This window comes from Paraburkholderia dipogonis (genome assembly GCF_042680985.1).
Classification (GTDB): Bacteria; Pseudomonadota; Gammaproteobacteria; order Burkholderiales; family Burkholderiaceae; genus Paraburkholderia; species Paraburkholderia phytofirmans.
The window spans coordinates 178402-191563 of record NZ_JBHUFR010000004.1 but is presented as its reverse complement, the minus strand read 5'-3'; the positions used below and the strand labels follow the sequence as shown (position 1 = coordinate 191563).

The window sequence follows — 13162 nt, the reverse complement described above, 5'->3', positions numbered from 1 at the left end:
ACATAGCCTGCACGCTCAGATCAAAGAGTTCCAGACGTCCATTTCTGCGCGCTTACGACGTTCCAACGTCGGTTCCGCCTATCGTCAACGGACGTTAGGGCGCTGAACTCCATCGCAGAGGCACCACGTATGTCAAGACTCGTGCGAACGAGAAGCGAAGAAGGTCAAAAACTCGTTCATTTGACCTCGCGAACGGGTTGGGTGAAATGGATATAGGCTCGCTTCAGCAGACCGACCGGCCCGTGTCGTGCAAGCAAACTCGCAGGGCGCAATTCACCAATTAGTTCGCTTTGCTCCCGCTTCAATTTCGAAAACGATTCTTTTGCATAGTCATCCAGCTCACTGGGAAATTCTACTCGCGAGAATTGTTCGCTGAAGTCTGGAGTTACCGCTTTCCACTTAGCCGCAATGTCGCGGCGTGGAAATTCGCGCGGAATATCACGCTGCGAGGATAATCGGGGATTCGAAAAATAAGACGCGATCGTCGCTACTAGCAGCGGATTGCACATCAAGGCTCGTTGAACTGAACGAGACCTTCATCCTGGTTGCCGATAGTTGGCAACTGCACTACCTTGTTCAGGTCGGGATAGATGTTTTGAGTTCTGTCGCCACCGAGCTTGCCAGCTCGGAAAAGTACTCTAGCTTCTCGATTTTTTCTTGCAACGCCTGTCGAGCGAGTTCCTCAGCGCCGGGAGCCTTCTCGTCACTTGACAAAAAATCGGCAAGGCGTATCTCCAAGGTAGCATTTGCTCCGGCGGAGATGGCAGCATCGAGCCATGGGGCGACTTTATCCGAAGCCTCGCGAGACGCGACGCCAAGCAGATACTGGATAAGCACACGCGCTGAATAGTCGAGATTCACCGCCGCTTCCAGGAACCGGTTGCTCTCAAGCTCTGAGCTTTCCGGTACGTTGACGTCTGGACGACTGTCGACGAAGCGGAAACGGTTCCCACCGCCCACGTCGAGAGACGCAAGTGTTCGAAGGACCGGCTCCAGTTCCCGAAATGGCTGCGAATGGCGGGGCAGATTATTCCGGTGATCCCACAATTCATAGACGGCCTGGGCGCACGCATCCTGGGCGGCAGAGCGCGCATCGAGCGTCGCGTGCTCCGTCGCGTCGATGCGTTCCGCGATATAGTGAGCCATCCACTGCGCTAGTGGGTCTTCCGTGAGGCCAAGCTCGGCAACCAGGCGCCTGCCAAGTTCAATCACGGCTTTTGAGCGATCGAGCGATTCCATCTTTATCTACCAGGTAATAGCGCACATAAGGCCACGGGTGCGGTTCGAACACGTCCTGATCCGAACCTTTACGGGGCGCCTTGCGACGTATCGATACGCTGAGCATCAAACGCATCTCCGGATTGTGCTTCAAGAATGCCAGCAAGAATTCACAGTTACAGCTCAGGCGGCTCCCAGCGATGCTTTCCTCTTTGGGTTCATAGCCGACCTTACGAGTCCACGATTCGCTGCGGATAAACGCTCCCGCATCTGAAATCCACGACCGCGCATCCGGCTGTGCTTTCAGTCCAAGCAAATCGACTACAGCCGAAGCCGGCCTCGGCCCGGGATATTCGACCTTGCTTGCCCAAGAATCGTATTCGTCCAGACGCACGGGATCGCTACTGCTATCGACCCACGCCTCGAGACGGAACCTGCCGATGCTGACCTCGCGATCTTCGGTCGCCGGAATATAGATGTTATCGGGTCGGGGCGACGTCTGAAACGCTGCCAGCAGCGCAGTGGCCGTGTCTTGCGGGACTAGAACGCTGCGCACCGAAACTGTTTCTTCGTTGTCACGCTCGCCGCTGCTCCAGTAGCCCCAAAGAACGTGCAAGCCGTCATCGGTCAGCAGTTGACGGTCCAGATGCTCGCCCGTTACGCTCCAGCACCACGTTTTGTCTCCGTAGCCTCGCGAATCGGGCGGTGGTTCTGTGAGGTGAGGGTCGCGTCGGTCTGCGAGCCAGTGCCCATCGCTTCGGGTTAAGAGTTGCCCTTCCAGCCATTCTTCAAAGTCATCAGTCGTATGGTCCGCGTCCTTACCGCCAGAATATGTCTCCAGCAGCCGGGCTGCAACAATCATCATCGCGTGATACGAGTTGTATGCGGTCAAGTCGTCAACTCGAGGCGTAGTGCCGTGAGAGTGGTTGGTATCCTCATAATGGAGGATTTTCCGCTCGTAGCGCGCGTCTTCAAGATCTGCGCCGTAGCTCGAGGCCATCCGATCGCGCAGTACATCCCGGGCGCGTCTTTCCATCGATTCCTGGTTGATGCCGAAAACCTGACCTAACGGCGCGAACCAGTATGGGCCGATGTCGATACCGAAGTAATACTTCTCGTGTCCCGGCAGGTCAGGTGCATTGGCGTCGTCGTAGTCATCGTCGTCAGACACACCACGGGACCTGGTATGCAAGTGCAAGGGCTGTCTCCGGATGTTGGCCTCGTCGGGTGCCGCATCGGTTGTCGTCGGTATGACGCCTGACATGCGCAAGATCTTCAATGTTTCGACAGCAAAATGCCTGATCAGAACGTGTTCCTCATCGGCAGACGCTGTCAGAAACGGAACAAACGGTTCGACGGCCATTGGCCGGTCGATCGCACCTCGAGCAAGCGCAATGAGCAGCCACTGGCGGGCATGCCATTCGTAGAATACGAGTCCGCCGTCGGTAAAGGGAGCCGGGGAGTCGGCGGTTGCGCGCACGGCAAGTGCAGACAATAACCCGGTCCAGTTTAGTTCCACACACGTTCTGACCGCATGAGCCGTCTTCCAGCGCTCGCTTGCTGCTGGCGAGCCGAGGCCGGCCCATAGATAGCCAGCCAAAGCTTGCTCGCACGATTGCGCGGGCGTGAGCTCCTCGCACCAGGGGCCGTCGCCGTCTTCGGAACGTAGCATGCCATCGAGCAGGCTCAGCCCAAAATTCAGTGCACCGTCTGCTTCATCCTGGGTGAGACAAGATGTCAGGGGATCCACGAGCAGGAAAAATCCCCGTGCGTCGAGGGTATCAACTTTTGCCGCAAACCCTTGCAAAACTGCGATGACAACGTCTTTGTCGGTCACGATGCCTTGCGTGTACAGGCGTTCCGACGGGAACACCTTTCCCCAGCCGCTACGCTGCGAAAACTGCGGTGTGTTTCGACACGCCGCCAAGGTTGCCTCGCGTAGCGCCTCGCGAACCGACAGCGACCTGAGACCGAGTGGTGGAATGGCGTCGAGCAGATCTCGAAACTTGAAAATCCCGAAGTCGGGCCATGAAGCAACGGCGCGGATGAACTCGGCCATCCGGCTGTGGCCGCTGCGCACAAGCCCCTGCTTGAAGAATTCTTCGACTGAATACGGCGAGTCGAAGCTCTTCAGATCGCCGTACGCTCGACGCAACGACGCCTGGTTCGTCAGATCGAGTCCAGCGAACAAGCTGTCCCAGTCAGGTTCTTTGCGTTCACTGCTATCGTAGTGTTGCGGTGTCGGCTCAGGCTGCGGAGACGCCAAACTGTTGCGTCGTGCTGCGGCCGCGAGCAGTCGATCGATATCTGGCAACTGGACCCCGAGCGCGCGCCCCTGCTGGGCCATACCAGGCCAGGTTTCTTCGTTCTGCGGGTCGACACGCACGTAGCGATATGCGGCGTGAAGAATCTGTTTCTTCCGTTCCATATCTGTCTGCGCATCGATAGCTCGCTTGATATCGTTCAGGCTATTCAATCCCGCGTCAAGGCCGGCTAGAGCGACTGTGGCAATTGCGGGAAGCTGACTCACTTCCACTAGGCTTCGGATTGCCTTTTCGATCTGGCGTTCGGCAGAACCGAAGTCCCGGTCACGCCATCGGCTCAGGATAGCGAGGGTCGAGGACGGACAAAGACCTAGCAGCGCCTCGACGGTTGTTGGCCAGTCGAAGTGTTTGTCACGATAGACATACCTATACGTCAGCTCCGCGGCTCTTGCCAGACGGTAGGCAGACTGCGGGCGGGGTGTCTGTTTCTTCGAACTGGCCTTTGCCAGATGCAGCATTGCTGCCCAGCGGTCCAGATTTTCATCACCGATGTTGTCGGAGATTTCGACGGCTCGGCCAAAATAAGCCGCGGCCTCGGCTTTGCTGACCGGCAGCACGGCGCGAGCCAGAAGCTGATAGGCATCGGTTCTCGCTTCAGCATGTTCCCTGGAAGTTTCCAGGGACTCGAAGGCTGCGATTGCCAGTTCCATCGCGAAATCAGACATCCCGGACGAGCGCGAAGCGATTCGACACATTGCCGTCAGGGTATCTGGCGAGATGTGGTTATCGTGAGTGCTGATCCAGTCGCGAAGCACCGCCACAGAAGCTTCGGTAGTAATCGATGTGTCCCGCAGCACCCGGATCCATTCGATAGCCACGACATTTTGAACGTGCGAGCGAGACTGGTAATCTTGCGACGCAATGCTCTTTTCGCGCGCATCTTTGACCGCCGCACCAAGATTTGACGGCGAGCGCCCGCATGCTACCTCCGCGCTGAGTACAAACCAGGGCAGAAGGCCGCCCGTAGTTCGTTCGAACGCGATCGTATCGGACCCGCGGCGATAAGAGTCCTTGGTTTCCAGTTCAGAACGGACGTCCGGCGGGGCGATGGCAAGTAGTGTAAGCCGGTCGTTTCGCAATGCAGCCTCAAGCGCGTACGCTCTGAGCAGCGGTGAAATGTCCGCGCCGAATCTGTCGGAGAGAACGGTCGGTGGCGTTTCCGGCAGATGTCGACGAAGAATGCCTGACCAGCTCGCGTCGTCCCGTGGAAGCACGCGTAGCGACATTGAGACCGCAGCGGTAACAGCTTCCAAAGTATCCCAGCGCTCGTTCCACTGGTCTGAGCCTTTGATTTGCACCCGACGGTCTGCCAAGCTGTGCATCACCCGGGCGAGCGGTACGGGCGGAAGACGATGTCCCACGCGTGATGCTTCCGCCACGATTCCGAGCGACAGCCAGAAGTTGTTCGTGCCGACCAGCGCCAGCGAATCGAGTTCGCCGTACTCGCCTAGGTCGAGCAGTCGCCGCGCGAGCAATCGTGCTGCGTCAAAGGCCAGGCGACGAGGTCTCCAACTGCCCAGAAACCTGGCGGCCGCCTGTGGCCCCAGTACCCGCATTCGTGCCAGTGCGAGTTCTGCCCGATCGCTATTTGTGACCGTCTTTCGGTCATCTGCTGGGCTCCGGGCCCACGCGTACAGCCATTCCATGGCCATGCGCAGTCTGCTGCCAGCTTCAGCCAGGAATTCCTTTCGCCCCGAAAGAAGCCCCGCCTCGTACGCATGGTGCGATCCCATCCAGCTGCTGCCAAACATGCGCCGCGATACCAGCTCATCAATCCTGTTCGGAGAAAGCAGCACGCCTGCGATGTCGCTGTTCTGTTGTATCAACGCGGTTTGGCGCGTTGCTGCTGCCACTTGGCCGCCGGCCTTCATCGAAAGCTTTGCAGCATCAGCATATCGCCCTGCCTGAAGGCAAGCCTTGAGTGCAAATGTCAGGCGTTGTATTTCCACGTCCCGCCGTTCGATCGCGTTTGCAGCGGGCAAACCGTCTTCTGATAATGCCAGCGCGACGAGTTCATCCATGAGCCCGGCGGAGAGCATCAGTTGAGGAAGGGTCGAAGCGACGTAGGAGCTGTCACTGGCGAGAGGCCGCAGTCGCGCCAGGAATGATTCCAGGTTCGCGTGTGCTGGCTTGAAACGATCACGGAACCACGTCTCGGTCGGTTCGTCGGTGAAGTGGAGGCTGTTTCCCTTTATAAGTACCGGGCGTCCAAGATCGAGCGCGAAGCTACGCACAGCGCTTTCAGGAATGCCAGAAATCTGTGCCAGAACTGAGACCGGTACGAGCGGCCGAAGTACCGCCAGGCCTTGGCAGATGAGGTCGATCTGCGCTGCTTCGGTCTTGCCTGCCTGATTTTTGAGCTTATCGATCGCGCCTTGCAGCAAATCGGCGATAGCGTTATCCACATTCGACTGGGTTGGCCCCAGTTTTATGAGCATTTCCGAGATGTTCAATTTTTGCTCAATTGCCAGAGCCTGGACTCGAGGGTTCGAGCTGCTCAGAAATGCAAACTCAGCGACGTCTGTTTCGGTCGCATCGGGGTAGTGCCGTAGCAGGAACGCCTTCGTTTCCGCGAAACTGAAAGGGTGTAACTCGATTTCGTGCGCGTCACTGGGTGCGCCGAGCCGCGCTCGACGATGCGTCCTGCAGGTGAAAGCGAGCCGCACGCCATCAGGAACTGCCGTGGAGATGAGATCTCGGACGAACGGATTGTCGCCTTGCTCCTCGGCTGCCATGTCGGCGTTGTCCGCAGCGTCGACTATCAGGCACAGGCTCGCCGCGGGGTCGCGTGCGCGAAGCAGGTTGATAGCCTGTTCGATTCGCCCGATAAACGCGCGCATGAGATTCTTGGCATCCGCGTGCGCGGACGGAATCAGCGGAAGGCACAAACCCCGTGCGGCCAGTTCGTTTGCAATCTGTACCAGCGCATCACGATGTCGGTGCCGAAGATGCAATGAATTTCGATAGAGTCCATCGCCAAAGCAATCGTACAGCACGGCGACGGAGCCTTGCGGCATCGACGTAGCGAGGCGCGACGCGATGACAGATTTGCCCACCCCGCCATCGGCATGAAGAACGATCGGGTGTGTTGTCGAGAGTAACGCCGCGCGAATCTCGGCTTCCTGCTCCCGGGGAAGTACCACGGCCGGTGCGTTTATCAGGCAAGGCGCGGGCTGAAGTTGTGGCTCTGAAACCCTAAGGGCGCGCAAAACATCGTGCCGTCGGATCGCCGGATCATTGGCGAACTCCGAAGACGCCTTGCGTGCGACCAGTTCCTTGAGTTGCACGGGAGCATCGTAGTCGGCCTCGGACAGGTACACGCCGACGTCCTGGGCAAGCAGATTCCGCTGGGCCCACAGATTAGGCTCTTCGCCTTCGACCGAAAAGATGCTGAAGAAGTCGGCCGCCTGGTCACCACTCAACCCGGCGTATCCCAACAAGGTGGCCTGGACCGTGGGATGCCGCGGTACACGGCCGGCCGCAAGGTCTTCGAGTGCCTCAAGCACTTTCTGGTCGATTGGGCGATTGGTTGTGAAACGGAAGCGAAATCTCGATTTGACATCTGGCGCCGCGAACTGCAGCAAGAGCGCGGTGAAGCGTTTGGCGAACCCTTGTAATGTCTTCTTGAGACCGCTTGCGGTCCACACGGTCTGCGCGTGTCGCGTCGAATGTTTGAGCTGCGTGTATTCAACCCGACGCGCCTGAGCTAACGCTTCACTGCCCCAGTAGAGCCCAACATCGATCAGTTCGTCGCCATCGTCCACGGAGGACGAGCCTTCTGACGTCGATGCACCTTCGATGGATACGGCGAAAAGACCGTTTAAACCCGGTAGCAGCGCCAGACAATGACGGGGCGCCCAGTGATAGTGGAACTGGTCTCCGTCGCGGCTCGGCCGCACCAACTCATGTTCCGCCATGTCGTTCGTTGCTCCTCGTGTCGTCCGTCAAGTTTACCGAAAACGAGGCGACCGGGAGGCTTGCCGGATCAGCGCGGCGAACTCTCAGTGTGCAGACGATGCTTCGCGACACGAAGCGGCGCCGTAGTTACAGCAGACAGCGGGGCAGACGGTGTCGTGAGCCTAAGGATCTGACCTTGCCCGCACCGACAGTGCTTCTACGCAGATTGTTGGCGAGTCATTAAGTGAGCACTAAAGATTTGTATCAGCTTGCCGTTACCTCCTGAATGACGCCGGTTCCACGTGCGTTGAACTGCTACATCAGCTGGGAAGGTAGAGAAAGCGAACCTTGATTTTTCGTAACGCAACGCTCGCAGGTACTCACTTTCACGTCGTGTGAACGAACGGACCGACTGGCCGTCGGCTGCTAGGCTAAGTGAACGACCGTTAAACCTTGCAAGCGGCTCTTCGGCGCGGGCGGTTACGAAGGGCCGTGGTGGGTCGGGTGCTGTCCTCCGGCAGGAGGACAGCTGTCGTTCGAGGGGACGGATGTTCCAATGACCGCAGAGCGAACATCAGCTGCACTTCGCTGACGATCGGCCCAATGACCGCAATGGCCGAGTTGCGTGCGTAGCGTGCCAGTCAGGTTCCGCAATGCGGCCGTTCCAGAGAAGCTTTCCCGTCTCTCTCTGGACGGCGGTTCAACGTCGATTTTCCCTCTCGACTAACCGTGAATCCTGGCAATCAACTGTTTTCAGAACAGCGATGCCTGACGCGGATCACGCGCGGGGGCTCTGTCACGTTGGCGACTGGGCTAAGATGCCGCGATGAAGAAAATGAAATCGCTTTATCACGGTTTCCGGTTTCGGGTTTCCGGCATCGATCATCTGCCACGCCGTTCGATGGTATTTTCGCTTTCAACTCAGCCTTCGCGACATTGAGGAGCTGCTGTTCGAGCGCGGAGTAATCGTTAGCCACGAGTCGATTCGCCGGAGGACTGACAAGTTCGGCGCCGGCTTCGCGCATCGGGTCAAGGCCGCCCGCCGCAAGAGCGGTACGACATGGCATCTTGACGAAATGTTGGTGACGCTGCGCGGCGAGCCTTACGTGCTGTAGCGTGCGGTTGACCAGCACGGCACCGAACTCGACATCCTGTTGCAGAAGCGACGCGACAAAGCTGCCGCGAAACGCTTCTTCAAACGGGTACTGGCAGCCTGCCACGAAGTACCGAAGAAGATCGTCACCGACCAACTACTCAGTTACCCGGCCGCCAAGGCAGAGCTCCCGGAGCTGGCGCACGTGAAGCATGTATTCGTCAAGGCCTGCGCACGCGTGAACAACCGCGCAGAAAACAGCCATCAACCGACGCGTGAACGCGAGCGGCGCATGAAGGGGTTTCGATTGCCCGAGCGCACGCAAGCTTTCCTGTCGTGCCTCGGGCCGATCCGTCAGCACTTCGCGCTCAAGCGTCACTTGCTTCGCGCCTTGCTCTATCGCAAACAGCTCGCTGCGCGATTCGAAGCATGGCGCGAATTCACCGGTGTCACCCAAAATCCGTCCACCGCTTTCTGAGTAATTGCCTCGCCTGCCGATCTTTTCTCCCGAGACCGGCAACGTGACAGCGCCACGCAGACTGCATGACTGGCAGGTGCGTGGCGCGGTTTTGTTGGCCGCCCTCAATCATGCGCTCGCCGGCCTAGGCGTGCGAGCGTATGAAAGCGCCAGATTTTGCATCAAAAGGACGCGCTTTCGCAGAATCGATGATTTGCAAGTGCATGTTTTTAAAAGAAAAACAAAAACAAACCGCCAGATTTAGCATGAAAAGGACGAATACCCCCAGGTTGAGCGTCGGACATTCTCATGCAGCGCCCGCGATGAGCGCGACTGGGATGAACACGATGACGATGGGCAACCGACACCTCGTGAGACATCACACTAAGATCAACCTGGCGAACAAGGGCCGTGTGGAACGTGCGCACCTGGCGCTACAGGACCGGCGTCTGGTGGAAACTGCGGCTGCGCGGCATCAGCACGCCGGCCGAAGCCAATGCCTGGGCGCCCTCCCCAGAAGCGATTACAACGCACACCGGCCGCTGCGCTCCGATGAGGATCTGCGACTGATCGACTGGAATCGTCATAGCGTCTGCGTCGTGTATTTACGCGATCTAGATCGCCGAAATGCCAATAAGATTTGCATGTGTCTTGACGCACTAAAGCGGCCTATTCCTCGCAATGCGCCCGGTAAACACCTAGAATTCAATCCCATCCTCTCCATCCGAGGGATTGTTATGAAAATAATCATTCCGGTCGCGTTTGGGATTCTGCTCAGTGCAAACAGCATTGCGTCCGCATTCGCCCAAGCCTCCACCTCACCGAACGATCCGTCGCACCCCAAAACCCGCTCCGAAGTTAGGGCAGATGCGCAGCGTTGGTTCGCCGCCGGTTTCGATCCTCTGGATTTCTTCCACTATCCGGGTACCGCAATGGAAGCGTCTCGCATGCTCCCCGAACAACACGGGCAGGCGGCTGTTTTAACTCATTAGCTCGCTTGACTTCATCTGCAGATGATGCCTCGCGCAAAACCAGCCCCGCGAATCGGGGCTGGTTTTGCGCCAACAAGGTTCGTCATGGCGTCGGTACCATTCCATCAACGGACAAGGTTTCTTGCCGTAGCCGCGTGCTTTGCATCGAGGGGTAGCGATATACCCTGGAGGCTGGGCGCGCCGTGACACTGAGGTCGGGTGCACTTTTTGCATGGCCAAGACGTGAACGCAAGCATGGCAAATGCGAATTGGCTTTCCTTTGGCTTGTCGTAGTGAGTGAAGACGCGCACGATTACGCTACGCGCCCAACTGGACTGCGTGGGTTCAGGTTCAAGTCCACTTCAATCCGATGAGCGGTCTGACGCAAGCTGTCGTCATCCGACACCCGCCGAGGTGTTTTACGTGGACGCACCGTGAGGGGCGGCGCGTGTCCCCATGCTAAAATCGCATACCGTGAGTCGTTGTCATGGGTAGACAAGGCCGAAAGTGGAAAGCGCCGCCGCTCTGAAGCAGCACATCAACTCGGGTGGATGTCGACGGATCGAACCGCTTGAGAACCACGCACAGGGCGGCACACTCCTGTCGTCGCTGCGAATGAGCGCTCATCGTCGGGCTCAGTCTCGCGTCGAGTTAGAAGCACGAGCGGAGCCGGTCCGGTTGTTCTTCAAGCAGCCTCAATTTGCATATGCTGCAAGCTCGACGTTGCTTTCAGGAAAGCTGGTAGTAACAAAAAAAGGTCAATCAATGGTAACGGGACGAAAATCAAAGGCGCGAGTCACCACCACCGCACACGATGAACGGCGGCTGGAGATCATCCTGCATAGTGCCGATTTATTCGATAAAGTTGGCTACCATAAAATGACGATGCAAATGCTGGCGGACGAAGCTGGCATGGGCAAGCCGACTCTTTATCACTATTTTCCGAGCAAGGCTGAAATCCTCTTCGAGATGCATCAGATCCATATGGACGCTTTGCTGGGCGACCTGAATGCCGATGCCGAAACCTGCGCTGATAATGCTGAACTGCTGGTCAAGGCTTGTGCCTCCGCGCTTCGCCAAATTGCGGAGCATCCTGGATATGTGCGCGCTTTCATGGACCACTATAGCGATCTGGAAGATAAGCACCGTAAGCAGATTCGCAAACGGCGGGATGAATATTTGGAACGAATTCGCGATATCATCACGGATGGCATGTCCTCAGGCAGATTCCAGAAACTTGATCCGGACGTCACGGTTTTCGCTTTCCTCGGAATATGCAACTGGGCCTACAAGTGGTATCCCAGCATGGCGGAAGCGTCGCCGCCTGACGTCATGGCGAAAAAGCTTTGTCAGGTGATTCTGGACGGCATCAAACGTCAGAAATAATGATGGGCATCGCGTGAACCCGCCCATATAAAGTTTAATTAAGTGCCCGGAAAGAGCCTGCCCCTCCGCCTTCGAAGCGATCTCCCCTTCCCCGCCCTTCCGAAGTGGCCTTCCCCCGCTGCGCTGATAAACCCCAAAAAAGCCCCGCAGACTTTTCGTCGCGGGGCTTTGATTGAACCTTACCTGACTACCAGGCCATCGAGGATGACGCCGCAAAGTTTTTCGGCCATCTCGGGTGGCGGGCACTCCGAGGCCATACGCGGATACCACTTGTAGGCCCAGTTGCAGATCCCCAGGAAAGCAAAGACGGTGATATCGGGATCGCCGTCACGGAACGCGCCTGAGGAAATTCCGTCGGTGATAATTTTGCGAATACGCCTAAGGTACTTGTCGCGTAGTTTGCGAATCTGTCCACGGTGTTCATTTTGCAGATCTCCATAGTGATCCATGAACGCGCGCACATATCCAGGATGCTCAGAAATTTGACGCAAGGTCGAGGTACAGGCTTTAACCAGCAATGACGCCGCGTGCGGACACCCGTCGCCCCTATCCTCGAGATCCTCTATCAGAAGCTCCATGTGCGTCTGGTGCATTTCAAAGAGAATCGCAGCCTTACTGGGGAAGTAGTGGTAAAGCGTAGGCTTGCCCATGCCAGCTTCGTCGGCCAGCATTTGCATGGTCATCTTGTGATAGCCGACCTTGTCAAACAGGTCAGCACAGTGATCGAAGATCTTCAGTCTTTTCTCACCGTGCTCAGGTGTCATGGTTGTCTTAGCTTGACCCTTCATTGCTTGATTTTCTCGTCTTTTATTTAGTGCACTCGTAACTAGTGCACAACAATACCCTGGAAAAAAACCACCTATTAGTCCCAGGCACAAAGGGAAAACGCCTGCATGATGGCATAGATGTTTGTAATTTACTTTAAGAGAGTCAGACTTCGAGCAGTCAGCCCATTAATACTGATAGAATCCCTGGCCTGACTTGCGACCCAGATATCCTGCATCGACCATTTCCTGAAGCAACGGCGCCGGTCGATATTTCGAATCATTGAAGCTCGCGGACAGAACTTCTTGCACCATTAGCAACGTGTCGAGGCCGATCAAGTCTGCGAGTGCGAGCGGACCGATAGGGTGATTCGCTCCAAGCTTCATGCCCTTGTCGATATCTTCAGCTGAAGCCAGTCCTTCCTGGAGCGCGAAGATCGCTTCGTTGATCATCGGGACCAGGATACGGTTGACGGCAAAGCCTGGGCTGTTTTTAGCGACAATCGCCGTCTTGCCGATAGTCTCCACGAAGTCCTTCGCTACATCGAGGGTCAGGCTATCCGTCTGGAGGCCTGCGATCAGTTCGACAAGCGTCATGACCGGCACTGGGTTGAAGAAGTGCGTACCGATGAAGCGGTTTGGATTCGAGACCTTGGACGCGAGCCTGGTAATTGAGATCGAACTTGTGTTCGTAGCAATCACCGTCGCCGAGCCCACTGACTCGTCAATCGACTTGAGGATCTTCGCTTTGATATCCGCGTTCTCGGTAGCAGCCTCAATGACAATCGAAGTACTTGAGAGGTCGGAATACGTCACCGTAGTCTTGATACGACCAAGAGTAGCGGACTTCTCGTCGGCGCTAATCTTTTCCTTCTGCACCAGACGCTCGAGGCTATTGCCGATCGTAGACAGGCCGCGCTCCGATGCTGCATCCGACACATCGAGCATAACGACGTTGAAGCCTGCTGCGGCTGCGACCTGGACAATGCCATTGCCCATCGTACCCGCGCCGACTACACCAATAGTCTTGTTGCTCATGTTCAGCGTACCTT

The 13162-nt window shown here is 57.1% G+C and carries 7 protein-coding genes and 2 pseudogenes; 4 read left to right on the top strand and 5 right to left on the bottom strand.

Annotated elements, in window-relative coordinates:
- Positions 1-176: 176 nt before the first annotated feature.
- The 3 genes from ACFSNN_RS04325 to avs3a form a co-directional block, all read right to left on the bottom strand.
- Positions 177-509: a hypothetical protein gene (locus ACFSNN_RS04325; RefSeq protein ID WP_134465995.1), complete on the bottom strand. Its 333-nt coding sequence runs from the start codon at positions 507-509 to the stop codon at positions 177-179.
- Between the two features lie 67 nt (positions 510-576).
- The gene (gene avs3b / locus ACFSNN_RS04320; RefSeq protein ID WP_244323219.1) at positions 577-1239 is read right to left on the bottom strand and encodes an AVAST type 3 anti-phage proein Avs3b; all 663 of its coding nucleotides are present in this window, start codon (positions 1237-1239) and stop codon (positions 577-579) included.
- Entirely contained in the window at positions 1205-7459 is a 6255-nt protein-coding gene (gene avs3a, locus ACFSNN_RS04315) for an AVAST type 3 anti-phage nuclease/ATPase Avs3a (RefSeq protein WP_134465996.1), read from the bottom strand. Before avs3a ends, avs3b begins: the two co-directional genes overlap by 35 nt.
- An 806-nt stretch (positions 7460-8265) precedes the next feature.
- Between avs3a and ACFSNN_RS04310 the strand changes: the two are divergent.
- From ACFSNN_RS04310 to ACFSNN_RS04295, 4 genes and pseudogenes are all read left to right on the top strand, one after another.
- Positions 8266-9010 (top strand): annotated as a pseudogene (locus ACFSNN_RS04310) (IS6 family transposase).
- A gap of 383 nt (positions 9011-9393) precedes the next feature.
- Positions 9394-9561: pseudogene (locus ACFSNN_RS04305) on the top strand (ISNCY family transposase); the annotation flags it as partial.
- Positions 9562-9633: 72 nt separating this feature from the next.
- Entirely contained in the window at positions 9634-9981 is a 348-nt protein-coding gene (locus tag ACFSNN_RS04300) for a DUF4148 domain-containing protein (RefSeq protein WP_377688932.1), read from the top strand.
- Between the two features lie 486 nt (positions 9982-10467).
- Positions 10468-11346, top strand: a complete 879-nt coding sequence (locus ACFSNN_RS04295; protein ID WP_244323221.1) for a TetR/AcrR family transcriptional regulator — start codon at positions 10468-10470, stop codon at positions 11344-11346.
- A 179-nt stretch (positions 11347-11525) separates the two neighbouring features.
- On the opposite strand, the gene ACFSNN_RS04290 is transcribed toward ACFSNN_RS04295, so the two are convergent.
- Together ACFSNN_RS04290 and ACFSNN_RS04285 are read right to left on the bottom strand one after the other, a co-directional pair.
- Entirely contained in the window at positions 11526-12134 is a 609-nt protein-coding gene (locus ACFSNN_RS04290; protein ID WP_134465997.1) for a TetR/AcrR family transcriptional regulator, read from the bottom strand.
- A gap of 165 nt (positions 12135-12299) precedes the next feature.
- Positions 12300-13148, bottom strand: coding sequence for a 3-hydroxybutyryl-CoA dehydrogenase (locus ACFSNN_RS04285; protein WP_134465998.1), 849 nt, complete (start codon positions 13146-13148; stop codon positions 12300-12302).
- Positions 13149-13162: the final 14 nt, after the last annotated feature.